20 protein-coding genes are annotated in these 22,523 nt (G+C 48.1%); 7 read left to right on the top strand and 13 right to left on the bottom strand.

Annotation, left to right across the window (positions count from 1 at the left end):
* Positions 1-113: 113 nt before the first annotated feature.
* The 3 genes from B8987_RS10190 to B8987_RS10180 all read right to left on the bottom strand — a co-directional run bounded on the left by B8987_RS10190 (position 114) and on the right by B8987_RS10180 (position 4,190).
* The gene (locus B8987_RS10190) at positions 114-869 is read right to left on the bottom strand and encodes an MIP/aquaporin family protein (RefSeq protein WP_176213219.1); all 756 of its coding nucleotides are present in this window, start codon (positions 867-869) and stop codon (positions 114-116) included.
* 11 nt (positions 870-880) lie between these two features.
* Positions 881-2,317 carry a glucose-6-phosphate dehydrogenase gene (gene zwf / locus B8987_RS10185; protein ID WP_084661442.1) on the bottom strand — a complete coding sequence of 479 codons (1,437 nt, stop codon included), beginning with the start codon at positions 2,315-2,317 and terminating at the stop codon, positions 881-883.
* A 73-nt stretch (positions 2,318-2,390) separates the two neighbouring features.
* On the bottom strand, positions 2,391-4,190 hold the full coding sequence (locus B8987_RS10180; RefSeq protein WP_084661923.1) for a glycoside hydrolase family 15 protein: 1,800 nt from the start codon (positions 4,188-4,190) through the stop codon (positions 2,391-2,393).
* Positions 4,191-4,491: 301 nt separating this feature from the next.
* Between B8987_RS10180 and B8987_RS10175 the strand changes: the two genes are divergently transcribed.
* Positions 4,492-5,442 (top strand): diacylglycerol/lipid kinase family protein, encoded by a 951-nt coding sequence (locus tag B8987_RS10175; RefSeq protein ID WP_084661441.1) that lies wholly within the window; start codon positions 4,492-4,494, stop codon positions 5,440-5,442.
* A gap of 155 nt (positions 5,443-5,597) precedes the next feature.
* Entirely contained in the window at positions 5,598-5,777 is a 180-nt protein-coding gene (locus B8987_RS10170; protein WP_084661440.1) for a hypothetical protein, read from the top strand.
* Here B8987_RS10170 and B8987_RS10165 read toward each other — a convergent pair.
* The 7 genes from B8987_RS10165 to B8987_RS10135 all read right to left on the bottom strand — a co-directional run bounded on the left by B8987_RS10165 (position 5,766) and on the right by B8987_RS10135 (position 13,213).
* Positions 5,766-6,839, bottom strand: a complete 1,074-nt coding sequence (locus B8987_RS10165; RefSeq protein ID WP_084661439.1) for an XdhC family protein — start codon at positions 6,837-6,839, stop codon at positions 5,766-5,768. The genes B8987_RS10170 and B8987_RS10165 overlap by 12 nt on opposite strands.
* Before the next feature lie 24 nt (positions 6,840-6,863).
* Complete coding sequence (locus tag B8987_RS10160; protein WP_084661438.1) at positions 6,864-7,313, bottom strand: SRPBCC family protein; 450 nt, start codon at positions 7,311-7,313, stop codon at positions 6,864-6,866.
* 45 nt (positions 7,314-7,358) lie between these two features.
* On the bottom strand, positions 7,359-8,462 hold the full coding sequence (locus tag B8987_RS10155; protein WP_084661437.1) for a VWA domain-containing protein: 1,104 nt from the start codon (positions 8,460-8,462) through the stop codon (positions 7,359-7,361).
* Entirely contained in the window at positions 8,443-9,363 is a 921-nt protein-coding gene (locus B8987_RS10150) for an AAA family ATPase (RefSeq protein WP_242940659.1), read from the bottom strand. Before B8987_RS10150 ends, B8987_RS10155 begins: the two co-directional genes overlap by 20 nt.
* Before the next feature lies 1 nt (position 9,364).
* Entirely contained in the window at positions 9,365-10,225 is an 861-nt protein-coding gene (locus tag B8987_RS10145; RefSeq protein ID WP_176213218.1) for an FAD binding domain-containing protein, read from the bottom strand.
* 38 nt (positions 10,226-10,263) lie between these two features.
* Positions 10,264-12,612, bottom strand: a complete 2,349-nt coding sequence (locus B8987_RS10140) for a xanthine dehydrogenase family protein molybdopterin-binding subunit (protein ID WP_084661434.1) — start codon at positions 12,610-12,612, stop codon at positions 10,264-10,266.
* A gap of 79 nt (positions 12,613-12,691) precedes the next feature.
* Positions 12,692-13,213 (bottom strand): (2Fe-2S)-binding protein, encoded by a 522-nt coding sequence (locus B8987_RS10135; protein WP_020376023.1) that lies wholly within the window; start codon positions 13,211-13,213, stop codon positions 12,692-12,694.
* Positions 13,214-13,598: 385 nt separating this feature from the next.
* Between B8987_RS10135 and B8987_RS10130 the strand changes: the two genes are divergently transcribed.
* Both B8987_RS10130 and B8987_RS19645 read left to right on the top strand, forming a co-directional pair.
* Complete coding sequence (locus B8987_RS10130; RefSeq protein WP_242940658.1) at positions 13,599-14,144, top strand: IS110 family transposase; 546 nt, start codon at positions 13,599-13,601, stop codon at positions 14,142-14,144.
* Positions 14,145-14,209: 65 nt separating this feature from the next.
* Entirely contained in the window at positions 14,210-14,824 is a 615-nt protein-coding gene (locus tag B8987_RS19645; RefSeq protein WP_176213217.1) for an IS110 family RNA-guided transposase, read from the top strand.
* A 432-nt stretch (positions 14,825-15,256) separates the two neighbouring features.
* On the opposite strand, the gene B8987_RS10120 is transcribed toward B8987_RS19645, so the two are convergent.
* Genes B8987_RS10120 through B8987_RS10110 form a run of 3 tightly spaced genes read right to left on the bottom strand, consistent with a single transcriptional unit; the run spans position 15,257 to position 17,798 of the window.
* Positions 15,257-16,087, bottom strand: coding sequence for an MBL fold metallo-hydrolase (locus tag B8987_RS10120; protein ID WP_020376022.1), 831 nt, complete (start codon positions 16,085-16,087; stop codon positions 15,257-15,259).
* Positions 16,084-16,791, bottom strand: coding sequence for an NUDIX hydrolase (locus B8987_RS10115; RefSeq protein ID WP_084661431.1), 708 nt, complete (start codon positions 16,789-16,791; stop codon positions 16,084-16,086). Before B8987_RS10115 ends, B8987_RS10120 begins: the two co-directional genes overlap by 4 nt.
* A 50-nt stretch (positions 16,792-16,841) precedes the next feature.
* Entirely contained in the window at positions 16,842-17,798 is a 957-nt protein-coding gene (locus B8987_RS10110) for an NADP-dependent oxidoreductase (RefSeq protein ID WP_242940657.1), read from the bottom strand.
* 305 nt (positions 17,799-18,103) lie between these two features.
* Between B8987_RS10110 and B8987_RS10105 the strand changes: the two genes are divergently transcribed.
* The 3 genes from B8987_RS10105 (at position 18,104) to B8987_RS10095 (ending at position 22,382) form a co-directional block, all read left to right on the top strand.
* Entirely contained in the window at positions 18,104-18,307 is a 204-nt protein-coding gene (locus B8987_RS10105) for a hypothetical protein (protein WP_020376019.1), read from the top strand.
* A 221-nt stretch (positions 18,308-18,528) separates the two neighbouring features.
* On the top strand, positions 18,529-20,340 hold the full coding sequence (locus B8987_RS10100; RefSeq protein ID WP_084661429.1) for a S53 family peptidase: 1,812 nt from the start codon (positions 18,529-18,531) through the stop codon (positions 20,338-20,340).
* Positions 20,341-20,639: 299 nt separating this feature from the next.
* A complete protein-coding gene (locus B8987_RS10095) occupies positions 20,640-22,382 on the top strand; it encodes a peptide ABC transporter substrate-binding protein (protein ID WP_084661428.1) in 1,743 nt (580 codons plus the stop codon).
* The last annotated feature ends 141 nt before the right edge of the window (positions 22,383-22,523 follow it).

Below are 22,523 nucleotides of genomic sequence, written 5' to 3'. Positions count from 1 at the left end.
TCATTTATGACAAAATAGGAATAGATGTTGAGACAACAAAGACATTCGACTTGCTTAGGATGCATGCCGAATGTCTCAAAGTGTCAGATCTCGTCACAAGAATATTCGTCGTATCATCCCGACAACATCCTATGAGGATCGTGATGAATATAAGAGATTTTGGCGGTCAATATTTCCTGACTCAGGTAAGGCAAGAGCCTATCCAGCACAAAGAGCCCCACAACACATCCGAATAGGGGACCAATCCAATAAACCCACCACCCGCTAAAGTCATGGGCGATGATTTCGGGTCCGAGCGTGCGGGCAGGATTCGTGCTTGTTCCAGACAATGGAGCCTCGATGTAAACCAAAAAGGCATAGAGAAGAGGAAAAAGCCCAGGAGTGAAACGCCTTAAGGGTTTGTGCCCTAAAAACACAAAGAGACCGACAATTAAGCAAAAGGTCGCTCCCAGTTCTCCCAGGGCCGCAATAATTGGCCCTAGGCGTCCTGGCACTGTGATAGCATCTTGAGTCATCTTGGCCCAAGCACCCCAAATTCTTAGGGTCCACGCTCCCCCGATCGCGCCTGCACATTGCGCCACAATATAGATGAGCGCCGTGGGCCAGGCTATTTTTTTACGCCACCAAAATGCCACCGTAACCACGGGATTAATATGAGCCCCACTCCATTTACCCACCCAGGACAGCGCAATCAGGCCACCAGTGCATCCAAACAAAAATCCGGTCAGGGCACGCCGCAAGCCCGCATCAGGAATCCAGTGAACCACAGGGCTAGAGGCAGCAAAGTCGACAACAACAAACGAACAGCCCACGGCAATTAACAGAAAGGTCCCAACAAATTCTGAAAAACCCAAGAATAAGACCTTCAAGAGCAGACTCCTCAAGAGAATGCCTTAAGCGGCCGCCATGTGAATGCCCCATCCATCAACCGGTTTTGTCCTGCAGGTCCCTCAGAACCCGCAGGATATTCCTCCGGCTTTTGATTAGCCCATGTCTGTAACACCGGATCGACAATCCGCCATGCTTCTTCTACCTCATCAAAGCGCGGAAACGCGCTTTGGTCGCCTCTTAGCACATCAAGGAGCAATTGTTCATAAGCCGAATAATCACTTTCCTGGCTTTTTTTATAGGGTGCGGTCAGAATAAGTTGCTCGGTGTCTACATCCATTCCCGGTTTTTTGGCCCACATGACCAAATCAATTGCTTCTTCCGGTTTCATGCGAAATACTAACCAATTGGATAATCCTGCACCAAAGAGTTTGGCTGGAACGGATTTTAACTGCACCGCAATTTCCGCATAGTCCGCCGCCATACGTTTACCACTGCGTAAATAGAAGGGAACTCCATGCCAACGCCAATTATCCACATATAGTTTCAAGGCCGCATAGGTTTCGGTCATCGAGTCCGCGCGAATACCGTCCTCCTGACGATATCCCGGCACTGCCTGGGAATTGACTTTTCCCGCTGTATATTGTCCAGCCACGGCAAAATCGGCTACCTGGTCGAGGGGAATCGATCGTACCGCTCGCAAAACTTCGGCTTTGTGATTATGTAAAATATCAGCATCCCATTCACTGGGCGGTTCCATAGCCACAAGAGTGAATAGCTGCATCAAATGATTTTGCAACATGTCCCGCAGTGCTCCCGCCTTGTCATAATACTGCCAACGCCCTTCTAAACCTAATGTTTCCGCATAGGTAATTTGCACTTGGGCTATGTGTTGGCTGTCCCAGATCGAGGCGAGCAAGCGGTTGATAAAGCGAAAGACAAGCACGTTTTGCACGGTGTCTTTTCCTAAAAAGTGATCAATGCGAAAGACTTGACTTTCCGCCCACCACGGCGCTAAGGCGCTTCCCAATTGCTTGGCGGATGCTAGATCCCAACCAAAGGGCTTTTCGATCACAAGCCGCCTAAACCCAGTCGATGAGGGCGGCTGATGAAGTCCTGCTTGACCTAGACCCTGTGCCGCTTCGGCAAAAAGCTGTGGGGGAAGCCCTAAGTAAAAGATCGCGTCCTGAGTCACATAGGTTTTCAATGCAGACAAACTTTTGGCCGTTAAATCTCCTGACTGATACGCAATTCGCGTTTGCAACTTTGCCCACTGTTCGGGATCAAAATCTGCTACAAAGGTCTTTAAATTGGTTTCGAGATGTTGCAGAAATCGGTTCCGGTCCCAATTTTCCATGGCATAGCCCACAATCTGTCCCGCATTCCATTCTCCTTGGACAAATAACCGGTAAATCGCCGGGAATAATAATCGCCGGGTTAAATCTCCGGTCGCCCCTAAAATCACAAAGGTCGATCCTGTCTGATTCATTGGTCGTCCTCCTATTCGTTATCGTTTATCTTCCCATGAATTTTGATAGCTGACACGGTGATATCTCACAAGATTACGATGATGGCGTCATGGCTTGCGGGTGTTGACCCGGGGATATTACGTCTTCACTGAGCCTTTGGCGCTCAATCAGTGTGGTGATCAGTGCAGCATGAGGAAACAGTTGAGGAAAATTGCCATGAGGTTCGAATGTTTTCGGATCAACATGTTCCGCAAATAATCCCAAATCCGTAGCACATTGCAGTTGCTGCGCGATCAATTCATCAGCTCGCTTGAGATTGCCTAACCGCAGATAAACCCGCGCTAACCAGAATCCTGCTAAGGTAAAAGGATATCGTGCGGTTCCCATATTGTCTTCACGATAACGGTAGACAAAATCGTTTTCTACTAACACGGCTTCAATCCGTTCCAAAGTTTTCGCAAATACCGGATGATTAGGCTCAACAAATCCATATAATGGTAATGTTAATAAAGCCGCATCCACCTGCCGGTGGCGACGACCTTGCGTTAAATAAGGCAAGTCACTCTCTTTTTGGTCGTCCCAGATATGTTGGGCAATAATATCCGCGACATTCTTCCATGACTGGGCTAAACGGTCGAGATGCATAACCTCTTCGGCAAGAATATAGCCCACGTGTAACGAAACCCAGCACATGACCTGAGAATGTAAGTAAATATCATTATCCTCTCGAAATTCCCATAAGGATGCGTCGGGCGTATTCCAATTCTCGGCAACCCATGAGACTAATGTATCAATGGCCCACCAATATTCTTTAATAAAGGTATCATCATGCGTTGTTTGCCAGTACAAGAGAACAACCCACAATAAGTCTCCTTCAATATCCATTTGCGTTTGATCACTGGCTGCATTGCCAACGCGAACAGGGCGAGAATTTTTATAGCCGGCAAGCCATAATAATTCTCTTTCGCCAGAACTTTGTGTCCCGTCCACTTTGTAAAAGGGAGATGCATAAGGTTTTCCGGCTAAATCCACGGTATTCAGCATAAATTCGATGAAGCGCCGGCAGGCCACAGGGTCACCGGCCAGTAACAAAGCTTCTGCTGCATAGGATGCATCACGCACCCAGACAAAACGGTAGTCCCACTGTCTGGTTTCTCCCACCACTTCGGGTAATGAGGTTGTCGCCGCTGCCAGTAAAGCACCATTGGTCCGGTACGTCAAGCCCCGAATAACCAACATGCTCCGGTTAAAAGCGTCTTGATAAGGGCCCTCATACGGTAGAAGGCTGCGCTGCCAAAAATGACGGGTTCCTTCTTCCACGCAATGGGGATCTGTCAGTGGCTCATCTAACATCTGTTGTTCGCTTTGGTAATCACGGGCATAACGCAAGACGACTGTAACCTCTCCGGGACCAATTTCCCAGTGATCCCGGTGCTCGAGTTTTCTCATCGGGCCATGAATAATTAATTTGACGGCTTCTCCTCCACCGGGATGAGAAAAAAGGGCTCCATCATCCGTGATATTATAAGCAGCACCGGCCGCACCAAACGAAAACGTTGGACGGCAGACTAATTCGAGTGGAATTTCGGTTTTAACCCGTCTCCAAATGGCCACTCGACCAATGGGTAAAAAATCTTTAACTTCGGCGATACCGTGCTCGGTTTGGAAAGTCGTAATGACAATGTTTGTATTGTCATCGTAAGTTTGGCGGCTGTGAAAGGGTATAGAAGGTTGAATACTAAAAAATCCCCCTCGTGACTGGTCGAGTAGCCGACAAAAAATAGCATGACTATCAAATCGAGGACAGGGAAACCATTCAATCACGCCATCAGGTGAAACCAGGGCAGACGTATAACTGTTCGATAAAAATCCGTAAAACGAAGGATGTGCCATCGGTTCATCTCCTTCTCCTGTTGTCAGACATTCTTCACACAACATAGAGCTTATGCCATCTCCTTCTTTTACCTTATCGCATTGTGTACCGTCACGATACGGAAGTCAGAAAATGAATGCCTTTTAATACGGGTAAAATTTCACCAATTGCTAATGCCCACTGTGATATCAAACTGAAAGACTCATGCTATACTAAACCCAATCTGATAGTGGAGACGTTAGGGAGGATAGACGCAGTGCCGGATTTCAGCGTGAAGTTTTTGAAAGGGATTCATTCCCCCTTCCTATTTGTTAAGCATCCATGATGAATGTCCCGGCATGGGCACAAGGCCCGTTACGCGCCATAATCAATCCCTACGCAGGAAGAGACCGGGCCAGCAAAAAATGGTATAATTTAGTGCATTTTGTAACGTCATGGGGATTCTCTATAGAAAATTGGGTCACCACCTCCCCTAAAGATGCGGAAAATTTGGCGCGCCAGGCCGTCGACGAACATGCTTCGGCTGTATTTGTGGTGGGCGGGGATGGCACCCTCAATGAAGTGGTTAATGGCCTTCTTCGCACACAAGGTCCTTTGCCTCTAATCATTCTCGTTCCGCTCGGCACGGGAAGCGATTTTAACCGAACAGTCAATGTCTTAACCCCATTTCACTTTGCGCCCGAAAAATTTTGGTCGCAAGTCTTTTCCATGCAGCCTGTCATGATGGATGTAGGTTATCTGCAATTAGTCACACCACAAAGTGCTATTTCGCGATATTTTATCAATGTTGCCGATTGCGGTTTAGGGCGATTAACGGCACGACTGGTGAATAATCGCTCCAAATACCTTGGAGGCCGCATGTCATTTATTGCTGGGTCTCTCGAAGCCTATACGCTTTTTCAACCTCGGCCCGTCACCTTAACCATTGATGGTCACTCGCAAAGCCTATCTCCCCTCGTCATCGCGATGGCTAATGGAGCCTATTTTGGAGGCGGAATGAAAATTGCTCCGCAAGCAAGTCCCACAGATGGTTTCCTCGATGTGGTTATTGTGGATCAGGTAGCGCGTTCCTTTTTCTTGCGTCATTTTGTGGAAGTATACCAAGGCCGTCACATTCATCTTCAAGGAGTCCATGTGATCCGGGCTCAACAAATTACCATGGCGTGTGAGAATATCATGGATATCGACATTGATGGGGAAGACTATCAAGCCCAAATGCTGGATTGCCAGGTGATTCCCCAAAAACTCCCCATGTTAAAACCATTGCCTTAATTAAGATGACGACTCTCAAAATCATCTGGATAAAAATCTTAGAAGACGAAACTTTTTCCCTTGGGGAGCGTTATACCAAGAAAAAGAACGAATCTGCATCCAGTATAGCCCAGCGTCCCTTTATGTAACGGTTCTTGATAGCAGGAGGCACGTCTATGGTTTTATCTCGTTGGATAACATCATCACGGGCGACGCATAGTGCACGGCCATTGTCGTTTATTCACTTTTTCTCCGCTACGTTATCGCTAGGCCTGATTATGAAATGGTCCTTTCCCGGCCATCCCCTTGAACTTTTAACTGATTTATCGTTCTGGATCTATTCTTTATTGCGCTAAGGGATGTGTTGACGCGTTTGTATTCCCTGGTGGCAAATGGATCCTGTCACGCCCATTTAGATGCCCCCCTAGAGTTTGCTGACGGATCATCAATAATTCGCTCACAATACTAATAGCCACTTCCTCTGGAGTTTCTGCCCCTAAATCCAGTCCCACTGGGGCAAAGATGGGCAAATCCTCTACATGAGTCTTTTGTATATTTTTCAGCATGTCCTGGGTTCTCGCTAAAGGCCCCAGAACGCCAATATAGCGAGGGTAACTTTGCATCGCCTGGAATAAAGCAGCCTCATCACGTGCTTGATGATGATTCATAATTAGCCAGTAGGCGCCGTATAATTCACGACGATTAGACAGCCCACTCTCATCGACAATCCATTCAGAGGCCCAAGGAAACTCCCGCGCATTATTAAACAGGGCACGGCGATCAAGAATATACACATCAAATCCCACGCGCTTGGCCAGTTCAACAACAGGCTTCGCATCATGTCCCGCCCCCGCTACAATGAGCTTCGGAGGGGGCATAAGGTAATCCAAAAGTACACCATCTTTCACAATGGTGCGCGCGGAATAGCTAAATTCGGGGACCCAGGTCTTGGACTGAGAAGACAGTGAGCTCGCCTTCTCACCTGAAGCACTGTGGTAAAACCGCTCGCCTTGGGGCAGTTGCAAGCCCAGAAGAAGAGGTTCTTCTTGATTGATCGCTTGAAAAAATTCTAGCCAAAAAGAAGAGTTTACCCAAATGGGTTCGATTAACACATCAATTTCGCCCTTGCAGCCAATTCCCAATCCCCACATTTCATCCTCTACTAAGTTGTAATGATGCATCGTTGGAACCTGGGTCTTCATCACTTTCTCCGCATAGTGGTACAAATCTCCTTCAAGACATCCTCCGCTCAAGGTTCCGACCATGCGCCCATCATCCGCCATCATCATTTTTGCTCCCGGCCTTCGATATGCGGACCCTTGGACCGTTGTAATCATGAGAAGACAACTGCGATGTCCCTCATTTTCGGCACGAAAGATGGCCTCAAAAATCTTTTGAGCCTCACGAATCGAGGACATTTCTCTTCTCCTTTCTCTCCGCGACTAGGACACCATATCCCGTTCGGCTTCTTTAGCGATGGCCGTGAAAAATTGGTTAACCAGGTAATTAGCCACACCATGAATCATGCGTTGGCCCATAGAGGCAATAGTACCGCCCACATTGGCTTCTCCCTCATATCGAACAAGCGTGCCGTTCTCATGAGGTTCAAATGCCACTGTCATATTTACCGACACAAATCCCCCAGGCCCCTGTCCGTCAAGCACTAACCGGTACGATTCTGGCACAACCTCATCGTGAATCTGCATGTGGCCCTGGTACTTTCCTTTGATCGCAGCGACACCCATTTCCATCTCCGCAGCATAACCGCCTGACTCTGAGGGCGTTAGGCGTTTTAAGCCTGGCATCGTGCGCATCAATATCTCAGGATTAGTCAATAAGGCATAAGCTTTATCGGGTGATGCGGGAATGATTTTGCTTCCTGATAATTGCATAGATATCGGTCCTTTCGATGGAGTTTCTCCAAAGACATAGGGATATTAGGCCAAGCGGTTCCAGGCGTTAAAACAATCAAGGAGAGAACCCGCGCGCTCTAAGTGACAATACTGCTCAAGAATCCGGCCCGCTTTACTGACAATTTCATATTGAGGGTCGGCAAGCCATGGATTCCACCAAGTAAGCCGGTGTGTAAGACGTTTAAGCCGAGCAATAAGCCCCTCTAAATGCTTACATTCCCCGGCCTCATACCCGTCCGTTATAAGAATCAAGTCCATGTGATGCCGAAGATAGGGCTTGATTTTCATCGTTAAGGTGGAAAGCGTTTCTTCTAACCGCGTACCCCCACCCAGATCGGGGATCTGATGAAATAAAGCGCGGTATGCACCATCCACATTACACCCATTAAACAGGGGATTCACAAAGGTCAGCCGCGTGCTAAATGTCCATATCTCAACACATTCGGACGAATTTATCAATCCGTACAAGAACTGAAAAAACACTGGTATGAAAGGAGCCATGGATTGACTGATATCCCAGAACACTACCGTTTTGCGTCTTGTCGGGCGATTTGTATGATAAAACCACTGGATCAATTCACCCGAGCTTAGGCTTTTTCTGAGCGTCTTGGATAAATCCCAAGCCCGTCCTCTTGTTGTCGACATCTTGCGGTAACCATGGCGATGATGATGCGGCATTTTGAGAAACTGATTACGCAAATCCCGAAGTTCATGCGCTGTAGGCGGTTCCTTCACGGAAATCCGTTCAGTGTCGCTCGCGGTATGAATGTGAAGTCTCACAATCTCAGGCGCCATGAGTCTCAAACGAGCCATTTGTTGCGACAGCCACGTGACCTGTTTGGTTGGTGGGGCCGCGGGCAAATGGGAAAACCATGAGGGTGTCTCAGTTGTGGGAGCCAAATCCCATAGTGCTTGGATCCATAACATGTAAGCCTGATCGAAAACCTGTTTCTGCCATGGGGATTTTACCCATAAATGTTCTATAACATCATGCAGTCCCCTTACCGAAAAATCCTGAGTCACCGATAGGGCTATTTCCACATCTTTCAGATCCGTCACATTTAAGGAAAATCCCAAGCGTCGTAAGGCCCGGGCCAATGCCCATAAATTATGTGCTAGCGCCGTCATGATCCTCTATCTCCCTGAGAATGCGTTCCATAAGATTCAAAGAATTCCCCGATTGCAGCATCATGAGATCGTCTCGGTCTTTTAATAAACATCCGATGGTCTCCTCAATCAGCTGAGCGTTTAACTGATTGACTAACAAGACCTCTAGCGCTTTGGCCCAGTCCAAAGTTTCTGCAAGTCCGGGCCGCTTATCAAAAGGATGTTGGCGAAGGCCCTCAACATAGCGGACGATATCCTCAGCTAAGCGGGCATCGAGTCCGGGTACTTTCATCCGCACAATGGCCAGTTCACGTTCAAAGCTCGGATAGTCTAACCAATGGTAGATACACCGGCGTTTTAAGGCATCGTGCACATCGCGCGTCCTATTGGACGTGAGAACCACAAAGGGTTTCTCTTTTGCTTTAATGGTTCCTAATTCGGGAATGGTTATTTGAAACTCGGACAAAATTTCCAGCAAAAACGCTTCGAATTCATCATCGCTGCGATCAATTTCATCAATCAACAAAACGGGGGCGGGTCCCCTTGGACGTAGCGCATCAAATAAGGGCCGTCTTAGTAAAAACTCCTCTTGATATAACGATAACTCCATTGTCTCATGAGATCGCCAAGAATTTTCCTGCATCCGAATGGTCAACAGTTGCTTCGGATAATTCCATTCATACAAGGCACTTTCCCGGTCGATGCCTTCATAACATTGTAGCCGAATCAGAGGCACATCGAATATCTTAGCCAACGCCTGAGCCACGGCTGTCTTCCCCACTCCCGGTTCCCCTTCAATAAGTAAAGGGCGTTCCAATTTGATGCAGAGAAAGATAGCGGTGGCTAAAGACCTATCGGCTAAATACTGCTGTTCCTCAAGACGTGTTAAGACCTCATCAATACTGTTACACTGTCCCATCATGTCACTCGTTTAGTGATGACTGAAGTAACTGCCAAAAGGCACGCTCTACATAGACCTGCAAGAGATAGCTTTTGTATCCATCCTCATCCTCTTCCAGAACCGCATCTTCTTGGGCCAATGCACTGGCTCTTGCTATTGTTTGGGCATCCAATTTCTGACCTTGCACATATTCTTCTACCTTAAAAGCCCGGAAAGGTAACATCGCAATCCCCGTAATGGCAAGATGACATTGCCTGACGACGACTCCGTCCATCTTTAACCACAGGGCGACGCCAATGACGGGATAACCGGATGCGGGATGAGGACGTTTCAAATAGGTGCTTAACACGGGGATTGGCATTTTGGGAATGCGTATCGCTGTGAGCATTTCGTCTGCCGCTAATGAGGTCATAAAAGGCGCTTGAAAAAACTCGTTTGCCGATTCAACGCGCTGACCCCGAGGACTTTCCATAACCAGCTCAGCATCTAAAGCTAAAGCCGCTGCGGGCATGTCAGCTTGTGGATCAGCATGACACAAGCTCCCCCCAATGGTTCCCCGATTTCTCACCTGGACATCCCCAATGGTCGCAGCCACTTGCGCCAACAAGGGACAAAACCGGGTAATCTCCTGATTGTGTACAATTTCTGCATACGTCGTATAGGCGCCGATACGAAGCCCATGATCCTCCATCCAAATCCCCTGCAGGGAACTAATACGCCCAATATCAATAAGAACTTGAGGTTGGGCTAACATGAGTTTCATCAACGGCAATAAGCTATGACCTCCCGCCAAAATCTTGCTGTTTTCGGGATCCGCTTGTAACCAATGTAATGCTTCATCAACAGAATGTGCTCGCCGGTATTCGAATGATGCCGTGTACACGTGTATTAACCTCCCATCATTGCGTGATAATGGCGATATTATGAAGACAACTGTGCTTGACGAATCGCATTCCAAACCTTGCGAGACGTCAAAGGCATCGGCAAATCGAGAATGTTAAAGGGTCTCAGCGCATCCATGACCGCATTGACGATCGCTGGCGTGGACGCGATGGCTCCGGTTTCTCCGACACCTTTAACCCCTAGTGGATTATGAGGTGAGAGTGTCTCAGTGTGTGCGGTCTCGAAATTCGGGAAGAACCGAGCTTTCGGTACGGTATAGTCCAAAAATGATCCGGTGATTAATTGACCCTGGTTATCATATTCCGCACCTTCCCATAAGGCTTGGCCAATTCCCTGAACGAGTCCTCCATGCACTTGGCCTTCGACGATCATGGGATTAATAATTTTGCCAACGTCATCGACCGCTATATAACGCATGAGAGTAATGTCACCGGTATCGGTATCGACGGATACGACTGCGATATGGACTCCAAACGGATAGGTAAAGTTTTTGGGATTATAAAAAGCTGTTCCTTCTAATGCGGGTTCGATTCCAGGAGGCAAATTCCAAGCCAGATACGCCTCCAATGCCACCTCTTGAAACCGAATGCTCCTTGCTGGCAATCCCTTGACCATAAACACACCTTTGTCAAAAACCACGTCATCATCATTGACTTCGAGTTTATGAGCCGCAATCTTGCGTGCTTTCTCAATCACTTTTTGGTTCGCCATATGAATCGCCGCACCACCCACAGCAGTAGTACGCGATCCATAAGTTCCCCATCCCATCGCAATTTGTGCTGTATCGCCATGAATCACTTCAATATCGTCAATGGCAATCCCGAGTTCCTCCGCAACAATTTGGGCAAAGGTCGTTTCCTCACCTTGTCCATGAGGCGACGCTCCTGTAAATACACTCACCTTGCCAGTAGGATGAACCCGTACGGTCGCACTCTCCCACAATCCTCCCTGAAATCCCACAGCCCCCGCCACTTCCGACGGGCCTAAGCCACACATCTCTACATATGTGCTGAAACCGACACCAATATATTTCCCTTGCTTTCGCAAATTTTCTTGATCCCGCCGAAACTCCTCATAGTTAAAGATTTGCAAAGCCTTGTCCAGTGTCGCTTGATAATTGCCGCTATCATATTCGAGACCAAAAGGATTGGTAAAGGGAAATTCGTCAGGCTGAATGAGATTCTTTTTTCGGACGTCAAGAGGATCCCGTTGAATGGCTAAAGCATAAAGGTCGACCATACGTTCAATCAAAAACGTCGCTTCAGGACGTCCTGCCCCCCGGTAAGCATCTACCGGTGTGGTATGCGTCAAGACACCAAAGACTTCTGACGATGCATGAGCGATCTTATAGGCACCATTAATAATCAAACCAAATAAGATGGTTGGCACCCCTGGGGCAGCTGTCGACAGATAAGCCCCCATATTGGCATAAACTTTCACCCGAATGGCTTGGATTTGGCCATCTCGCGTTCCCGCCAATTCCACTTCCTCAACATGATCGCGGCCATGAGTGGTGACAAGAAAATTTTCCTGTCGAGTTTCTGTCCATTTTACTGGCCGGTGTAATTTCTTACTGGCCCACGATACAATCACTTCATCGGGGTAACAGGAAATCTTGCTACCAAATGCTCCCCCCACGTCAATGGCGATGACGCGCAATTTATGTTCTGGGATGCCTAAAATGCCAGACATTAGAAGCCGGTGGATATGAGGATTTTGGGTGGTAGCCCATAGCGTCAGTTCACCTGTTGCCCCATGATAGTCAGCGACAGCACAACGGGGTTCCATAGCACTAGGAATCAAACGTTGCTGGCGAAATTGTTGCTTTATCACGACGTCTGCTTGGGCAAAAATATCATCCAGATTATCCCCCACTTTCCAATGAAATGCGATATTATGGGCAATTTCGGGATGTACTAAGGGCGCTTGATCTTGCACCGCGTCACGAGGATCGGTGACAACTGGCAAGGGTTGATACTGGACAGAAATGTTGAAGGCCGCATCTTGTGCTTGATAGGGACTTTCTGCAATGACAACGGCGACTCCATCTCCTTGATAATGCACTTCGTCATATGCCAAGGCTGGATGCGGTGGGACTTGCAAATCAGAATCCGGTGGAATCCAGGCTGTAGGAATCAATCCGACTTCGTCTTTTAAATCATTTCCCGTAAAGAGGGCCACGACGCCCGGCATTGTCTTGGCCACTGTCGTATCGATGGACAGAATCTTCGCATGCGCATAAGGACTTCTGAGAATATACGCATAAAGCATACCGGGCAATTTGATGTCATCAGTATATTGGCCTTGACCACGAATCAACCGAATATCTTCTTGCCGTTTTAGGGGTTGTCCAATCACTTGAGCCATTTCAGTCACCTCTTTTTCATCATTCAAGACAGAAGACAGAAGGCAATCGTCGTATTTGGAAATTATGACGTGTCTGTTCTTAGCCCCGAGTACTTTGAGCAGTCTCTTGGGATCGCTCTTCGTCGTGCTCGTCGATAATCTCTTTGGCACGTTTGATGGCCCGTACAATATTTTCATACCCTGTGCAGCGGCAGAGTAGCCCATCCAGTTGATGACGAATGGATTCGTCCGTTAACGGTTCTGCTTGGTTAAGTAAATAAGCGGCCAGCATCATGGCTCCAGGTGTACAAAACCCACACTGTAATCCATGTTTTTCCCAAAACGCTTGTTGAACGGGATGTAAGTTGTCTTGTTCCAATCCTTCCACGGTGACAATCTCAGCACCATCGGCTTGGACAGCTAAAATGGTACAAGATTTGACGGCCCGATTATTCAATAGAATCGTGCAGGTACCACACTGGGACGTGTCACACCCCACATGGGTCCCGGTCAAATCTAGATCATCTCGCAAAAAATGAACCAAAAGTGTTCGAGGCTCGACATCTCGAACAATCTTTTGGCCATTTATCGTGAGAGTCACAGGAAATCGCTCAGATGCCATAGGACTCTCCTCCTCGTATAAAGAAATTGATTCTGCTACCCTGAGGCTTTATCTTGAGGCCTGCCTCGCGGCCAGCAGCAATCGGCATTCGGGATGATCAGGCTTGCCAGATCGGGTTTCGTCGGCGATGCTCGAAGAAGATCGGGACGATTCAAGACTGCATTCCTCCTGCCGGATTGACGGCTTCGAAAGTCTGTGAGTCGGCGACGCCGCTTCGTCACAGTTAACGCGCGGGATGCCGCTCCCCCCGTGGCACCGGTCTATCGCACACCGCGGGTGGCGATGACGGCTTATAAGCGAGGTTGCGGCGAAGGCGTCGGCGCGTCGGCGAAATCCCGTTCCCGATGCATTCCTCCGCGAAGGGAGGTGAAATCCCATGGATAGCGTGTTGTACGTCGGTATTGACACCAGTCTCGGGGCTCACGTCGTCTGCGCGATGGCGGCGGATGGCCAGGTCGTCGCGCGGACGACCGTCCCCAACGATCAGGCGGGGGCCGAGCAATTCGTCGCCTGGCTGCACCCCCACGCCGCGCCGTACGCGCGGCTGGCCATTGGCGTCGAGGCCACGTCCGTGTACCATGTGCCGCTGATGGAATGGCTGACGCAAACCCCCGACTTGCAGCGGTGGCAACCCACCTGGTACGTCCTCAATCCGAAAGTCGTCCAGAAATTCCGAGAGACCTATGTGGATCGGGGCAAAACCGACCGAGCGGATGCCGCCCTGATTGCGGATGTCATGCGGTTTGGGCGCGTCACGCCCTGGACCCCGCCGGATCCGCGCTATGCGGCGTTGCAGGTCTTGACCCGCCATCGTCGGCAGCTGAGCCACCTCATCACCCAAGAAAAAAATCGCGCGTTGGTGCAATTGTTTGTGTCTGGGGGCAGTATGCCCATACGGAGGAGCCGTTTTTCTCGAACGTCTTTGGGGTAGCGTCGCAAACCGTGTTGGAACGCTACACGCCCGATACGCTGGCAGCCATCCCGCTGGCGGATCTGGTGGCGGAAATCGCGGCGGCCGGTCGCCAACGGCTGAAAGCGCCCGATGACATTGCGCAGACCTTGCACCGCTTGGCGCGGCGCGCCTTTCGGTTGCATCCGGACGAGCAGGACGCGCGGCACCAAAGCTTGGTCCTGCATTTGGACACCATCCGGGCCTTGGAACATCAACAACAGGCGCTGGACAAAGTGATTGCCCGTGACATGCAGGCGTTTCGCCAAACCCTGACCACGATTCCGGGGATTGGTCCGGTCTATGGCGCGGGCCTCTTGGCCGAAATCGGTCCCATCGAACGATTTCCGTCGGAAAATGCCTTGGCCAAATATGCGGGGCTGACCTGGCGCCCGCATCAATCGGGGAATTTTGATGCCGACATCCGTCCGCTGACGCGGACGGGGAACGTCTATTTGCGGTACTACTTCATCGAAGCGGCGGAGAGGGTCCGGGTGCGGGACCCGCAGTTCAAAACCTTTTACGAGAAGAAGTACCACGAAGCCACGCACCACGCACATAAGCGGGCGTTGGTCTTGACGGCACGCAAGTTGGTCGGCGTGGTCTACGGGATGCTGACCCGGGGCCAAATCTACGACGAAAGGAAGTTGATGCCGCACTAAAGGGATTGACAACTGATTTGCCATTATCTACCACCTCCTTTTAGGCAGGTTTATGTTGCCCTGGCCCTGTTCGTCGTTGTCCTAAGCTGATCGGTTCTTGACATTTAACCGCGGGACTTTGAGCTTCATACCTGATATTTCTTGTAAATTAGACTATTTAAAACATAACAAATTTATTGTAGCACTATGGTAAATTTTGGACAACAAGTCATCACGAACATTTTTCTTGACGAAAGCATTTACTAATAGCAAATGGCTCTCTTTTTCCTATTCGTGATAATTCCCATATATTACCATAACGTTGGTAGAAATTTGGTAGAAGAAAGCTGGTATCGTCGTAAAATGGTTTTTCTGAAACCTGCGGTTCAATAGGAGTGAGTCTTGGTGCAATATTTATAGGTCAAGTCCATAGAGAACCCTGCTGAAAGAAATTTAGGGTGCAATAAGGCGATAGTGGATCCCATCTTCTAATAAGATGATTTCTTGCTCTTCCACAAGATATTGCAAATGAGACAAAATCATTCGTTCTCCCAAAATTTGTAAAGTTCCTGGATAGAGTTCTTGAGCCAGTTCCTGGGCAGATAATGGGCCAGCCTTTAAAGCATGCCGAATTTGGGCTAGACGTTCTGCGCGGTGACGGCGGTACAGTGTGATATAACGCGCTGGATTGGTGATGACATCACCATGGGCTGGAAGCACGACTTGCGCGTCATATTGTTCTAACCGATCAAGAGTTCGCAAATACGTGCGCAGGTGTCCATAGGGCGGTGTAATGACACTCGTACTATTGCCTAACAGGTTATCTCCAGCAAATAAAAGCCGATGTTTCGGTAAAAACAGGTTGATTTGTCCAGGAGTATGTCCAGGGGCATCAATGAGTTCCATCCCCCAGAATTCTTTAGAACGTATGGTCCCAAGATCTTGCCAGTAAGAAGCAGATTGCAAAACCTCGGGCAAAAGCTCCCAATCCTTAAAATTCAGCCAGATAGGAGTCCGCCACTGATCATAAGCCCAATTTGCCCCGCCGACATGGTCATGATGTCCATGAGTCATTATCACAGCCTGCATAGGTGGCTTCCCTAAAGCCACATAGGCTTCGTAAAGCTGTTGGGTACCTAATACCCCATCTCCCGTGTCTATTAAGATAAAACCTTGACCGGTGTCTATCCAATAACAATGGGTGTGGTCGTACGGCGGCAACGTCTTGGAGGCTACAGGAGTTTGCCAGACACCTTCTGCCACTAAAATCAGTGTGGTGTTCACGATTCGCCTCTCCACCTTTGTGCCAATTGCATCAAAATGTACCGAGTTGGAATGGCTAATAAGCCATTGAACCGTGTTAATGCGGCTTGGGGACCAACCCACTCAACTTGAGTCACCTCAGAAGCCGTGAGCCTGGGAGATTGATGCAGATCCCGTGCTAAAAAGAACGCCGTATCAAACCGTCTCACCTGTTCGCCAAAATTGGGTGTGGTAATCCGTCCAATGGCGGTGAATGCTTGAACGTCTAGGCCATAATGATATCGGGCCATCAATTGATGGAGTGATTCACCTTCTAACAACGCAGATTGAACGGCATGTCGAACACCGTCCGTCAGCCAAGGAAGACTATATGCCAATCCGGTTTCTTCCCACAACTCCCTGAGTCCTGTCACTAACAGGCTCAGCCATTCTAAGGACTGAAAGCTCTTTGGCTTCTCTTGTGTAGGAATCACACCGATCGATTTTAGAAAATAGTCGCCCATGGATTGTTGAAATTCCTCTTGATCAATAAATAAGTCCATTTGGACGGCTTTGTGAAGAGTGGCTGCAATCAAACGATCTTCCGCACTTTCTTTACCTCCAGGAAAGACCCAATACCCGGGAAAAGATGTCACGTGGCTAGAGCGCTTTGTCATGAGCACTTCATAGCCGTTTAATGTGTGGCGATAGACAATCACAGTGGAAGCGCGTCCAATGACAGCCATAATGACTCCTTTTTTTACTGCGTGATGACGGATCATTACCTGATGACGGGTTAGTGTTGATAGGCCATTTCCGGATCAATCACAATGCCTATTTTACCCACGCTATGCCCACTTTGACTTAATACATGGGCAGCTTGAATGTCACGTAATGCAAAAACATTCCCGACCGTCGGTTTCATCTTGCCTTCGGCAAATAGTTGGCCAAGCGCTTGCAATTTCTTCCCATCGGGTTCGAGAAAGAACCAGACCGCTTTTACGTGATGCTCTTCGGCTTGCTTTTGATCTGGCGGTTGCGCAATCGACACCAGAATACCGCCCGGTCTTAGCACACCAAAACTTTTTTCTTGAACGGTTCCCCCGATAGTATCCAGGACTACATCAACATCCTCAACAACTCGTTCAAACGCTTGTGACTCATAATCAATCACATCATCCGCACCTAAAGCTGTCACATACTCGGTATTAACCTTTCGGGTCGTGGTCAACACATATAGTCCCATGGCCTTGGCTAATTGGATAGCAAAACCTCCAACACCTCCTGCACCCCCGTGAATCAAGATACGTTGCCCAGAACGGATATGGGCGTGTTCCACTAGGGCTTCCCATGCCGTCAGGCCCGCTAGCGGAACACACGCCGCCTCAAGAAAGTTTAAAGATGTTGGCTTTTCCGCCACCAGATTTTCATTGACTACAACATACTCCGCGTAGGTTCCGGGTCTGTCTATGGCTGGGCGGGTAAATACTTTGTCGCCAACCTGAAAACGGCTTACGCCAGCACCGACCTGTTCGATGACCCCTGCCGCGTCCCATCCTAGGATAGCGGGAAATTTAAGTGACAGTCTGGCTTGCAAAAATCCTTGCCGCACTTTCCAGTCGACAGGGTTTACAGACGTTGCATAATTCTTGATAAGCACATCAAAAGGTCCTAGAGATGTTACCTTAATCGATGCTCCATGCAACACCTCTGGCGGACCGTAGCGATCAATAACCATAGCGAACATTTTCATTGGTTCCTGCCTTTCATCACATATGAATCAGGTAGTCGTCTTACCGTCATCTCAACATCCTTTCTTCTATTTTACCAATTCGACGGGAATACCCCTATTGCAATGGCGAAGGAATCGCTCCGCAAAAAAACCTAAGACCATCTAGCACTTAACGTACTCTCCAGCTAGCCAACGAAGGGAAAAGCGCACGTCTTGCATTCGAGGTATACTGTGAAACACCCTATTGTGATACCATGATTTTTAGAAACTCATGCGAAAATCGGCATGGCCATTAAATAACCGTATCATGAGGAAGCGATAAAATAATGAAACGATGGCTCGCCATCATTCGGTTTACCTTAGGTAGCGTCTTTGGCATTTTAGGATTTGGCACCATCTCCACCGCTATTTTCCCATTCCGCGCCAAGATTATGGGCTTAGGCATCCTCTTTCTTGTTATCGGAACATTTATCGCCTTAGGCACCTTATCTCCACTGAGAAAACCCAAACCTCCCAAGTCGCGCCAGTAACCGCCATATCTGTGAATAGATTCTTTATTGCGCAAAATCCGTCGGAGAATGTCGGACGAAAATTCGTAGGGACTAAAGGAATATGACTGCCAACTACGAATTCTTCCTATTGGAACTTCGAACTGAGAATTCAGATAGCATGGCAAACCCTATTAACTCGCGGTCTTTTTAACTCTATAACACGATATCGGCGTCGAACAATTCAGATAGGAGGTTTCGTCATGAGACAACGCCAAATCTTGATGCTGTCTTCAGCGACTATGGCAAGCGTTTTACTCTTTGCATCCACAACCCTTGCCGCGTCTAAGCCGACTCTCTCGGTAATGCATCACAATGTTGCTCATCAGCTCCTGCAACAATCGACTCTACAAGGACCAGTGTCATCTTCGGTCACGACAACCTTTGAGGTAGCCCTTAATTGGCAACATGTCAATCAACTCAAAAACTTCATTCGAACTCTCTATTCACCCTCGTCTCCAAATTATCGCCATTTTCTGAGCCCAGCCCAGTTCACCCAAGAATTTGGACCCACAACGAATCAAATCCACCAAGTCACACAATATTTTGCGCAGTTTGGCATAGCTTTGCAGTCTGTTTCTTCCAATCACAATACCTTAACGTTTCGTGGAACCTATGGCCAAATCGAACAAGCTTTGCATGTGCAGATGATGCGCTACCGCCATGGCAAGCAAGTCTTTGCAGCAAATACTCAAGACCCCAGTTTGCCCGCTAATGTGGCCAATGTTATCGCGGGGTTCATTGGACTGACCACTTATCATGCATTTCATCCTGCACTCAGCACCATTTCTAATCTGACTCACTCATCCTCGTCCCAGACTTCGACCACTACCCCAGAAGGATACAGCCCCCAACAAATTGCTCAAGCGTATCAGATCACCCCACTCTATCAAAAGAAAGCACTGGGGCAACACGAGACAATTGCTATTGCCACTTTGGCCACATTCCAGCTATCCGACGCACAGTATTTTTGGAAGTACTATCACATTAACCGGGGGCAAGCGACCGTAAACATTGTGCCGGTTGATGGAGGATTTCCATCTGGGGATAGTGGTCCAGGTTCTGGAAGAATCGAAACCACATTGGATGTGGAACGCTCGGGCTCTTTGGCTCCTCGGGCTAATATCTTAGTCTATGAAGCCCCGAACACCTCGCAAGGATTTTATGATCTCTTCAATGCCGTGGTCAGCCAGGACCAGGCACAAATCATGTCCTGCAGTTGGGGTGAGGACGAATTATTGGCTACTCCGGCGTATGATTTTTCTATAAACAATATCTTTATGGAAGGGGCTGCCCAAGGACAATCCTTGTTCTGCGCATCAGGAGATTATGGGGCTTATGACGGCTATCCGATTATCAGTGCCCCTTCAGTGGATTTTCCAGCCTCGTCACCTTATATTACGGCAGCCGGTGGGACCACCTTGCCCATTAATGGCCAAGTGCCCATTCCTGGCGGTTCCATTCCCATGCGAACAGAGCACGGGTGGGGTTGGTCCTACTTATTGCCGTATTACGCGAATTTCGGATACACTACCGAGGCCCAATTCTTTCAAGCCGTTTTCCCCATAGGATCAGGCGGGGGAACATCCGATGTTTTCCGTCGTCCCTTTTATCAATACGGACCCTTATTCCCCGACACGGTAGGACGCAATGTACCAGATGTCGCTCTTAACGCCGATCCCTTTACAGGGTATGCCGTCTATGACACAAGTCCTGGAACACCTTATGGCGAAGGGTGGATAAATGGAGCAGGTGGAACATCCTTTGCGTCTCCACAATGGGCAGGGATTGTTGCCGTAATGGACAGCGCACTACATGCCCAAATTGGATTCGCTAACCCTCTTTTCTATGCCGTCTTCCAAAGCCCTGAAAACACTTTATATCCAGCTTTTCACGCGATTACCAAAGGAAACAACTGGTTCTACTATGATCAGTTAGGATATAACCGAGTTACGGGATTGGGAAGTCCTGATGTGGCAAACTTGACGCAAGATATTGAAGCCTTAACTCACTAAGCATCGAATTGCTGCAATGCCCATTTCGCTGTTCATCCATGAGTTTGGAGCCAAGCCCATTTCCCATAGTGGAAATAACTTGGCTCCATGTCTTAATGACCAACGTCGGTTATAGATAAACAGCCAAAAGTCGACAGAATCTTATGCCACAATATGATAAGCTTAATTTGTTGTTTTATTAACATTCTGAAACACGAATTTCCAAGTTCAAACACTTCAGATTTAACTCCTAGTGGGCGAAGCTTATTCTCGCCTTTACACTCACCACAACATATAGTCAAAGGAGATCCAGATACCGCATGCGTTGGACATCATCGACTTTGCTTTCATCGACGTTAATGTTGAGTCTTATCATGGCCGGTTGTGGCAACTCAACATCTGCCACTCATCCGACAGGTTCAGCTAAGCTTACATCCACTAAGGGTGGAACGGCGGTGATAGCGTTAACAACTCAGCAATCACCAACATGGTTTTTCCCTCTCCGTTCTCAAGTAACTGACACAGTCACCAACGAAGAATTAGAATTAATGATGTACAAGCCCTTAATTACGGTCAATGGTCACGATCAATTGGATTATGCACGGTCCTTGGCTCGGTCCATTACTACCAATGCGGCTGGCGACATATACACAATCCATTTAAATCCGAAATGGCACTGGTCTAATGGACAGCCCGTAACAGCCCAAGATGTCGTGTTCACATGGCAAATTATGAAAGCCGCTAGTCAAAGTTCGGCTCCTTGGACGTTTTGGGGCGAAGGATTTGGCGGTTTCCCCACTTTATGGCAAAGCGTAACAGCCAAAGGACCTTATACTGTCATCGTAAAAATTTCTTCACCAAGAAACCCCGCATGGTTCATTCGCAATGGATTGGGGCAAATTATCCCAGCTCCCAAATCCGTCTGGGATAGGTATCCTCATAATATGAATAAAGAACTTCAGTACATCCAGAGTATTGCCAACTCTCCAACAAATGCAGCGTTTGATGTCGTTGATGGTCCATATCATTTTAGTCGTTATGCGCCCAACAACTATTGGTCGTTTGTTCCCAATTTGCATTACGACGGACATCAATCGTCCTTAAGCAAGGTGATATATCAATATGAGTCCTCTGCCTCCAACGAATTTACTGCGTTAAAAACAGGGACCTTAAATGCTGGTTCTCTTCCTCCATCCTTATTGTCAGCTAAAAGCCAATTAACTGGTGATACCGTCATACCTGAATATGTTATCGGATTTAATTACATCGTTCCCAACCAAAATCCTCACGCTCCAGGTGGCATCGGTCAAGCTTTTCAGAGTCTTGCTGTACGTCAGGCCCTACAAATGGGCATTGATCAACCAGCGATTATCAAAGATTTTTATCACGGTTATGCTGTGATGGATGATACAACCCTAGCACCCTTACCTAAAACACCATTTTTTGACCCAGCGTTAAATACCAATCCCTACCCATTTAATCCTCAAAAAGGCAAGACCTTGCTCGAGCAACACGGATGGCATGAACAAAATGGTGTCATGACTAAAAACGGCATTAAACTGCAGTTCACTTTGATATATGCATCAGGAAGTACAGCTGGGACTGATTTAGCAGAACTCCTAAAGAACGACTGGGCGCAAGAAGGCATCAAAGTCAATTTAGTCTCCGAGCCTTTTAATGAGGTCGTTAGCCACGGGGCTTCCAACGCTTCCTCATGGGCCATGATTGATTGGGATCAATCCGTCGGAGGATGGACATACGGCACAGGATATCCCAGTGGTGGTGGTCTCTTTAGCTCCACGGGTTCGGAAAATATGGGGAGTTATTCCAGCCTCCAGATGAATCAGTTGATCCAAGGTACCTATGAACCCGGCACCACGGCACAAACACTACAAAGAATGTATAGCTATGAAAATTTCGCAGCCCATCAGTTACCAGTTTTATTTATTCCCGACCCGGCACAAATCATTGTTCACAGTAAAAATCTCCATGGTGTTGCGAAGAGCTTCGATCCCGCAGGTGCAGTATTTTTGCCAAATCATTGGTGGTTTTCCTCACACTAGACAAAAGAAACATCGATGTCGAAATTAAAAAGAGCCGACTTTCTCGGCTCTTTTCTCTCTGTCAACGTCCCCGGCCTCAAGACCAGAATATGCATCGTGCTATATTTTGATAAACTTAACTTGCCCAAGTACTATTCATCA

Origin of the sequence: Sulfobacillus thermosulfidooxidans DSM 9293, assembly GCF_900176145.1 — a bacterium.
Classification (GTDB): domain Bacteria; phylum Bacillota; class Sulfobacillia; order Sulfobacillales; family Sulfobacillaceae; genus Sulfobacillus; species Sulfobacillus thermosulfidooxidans.
The sequence above is the reverse complement of the archived record's forward strand: the minus strand, read 5'-3'. Positions and strand labels throughout refer to the sequence as shown.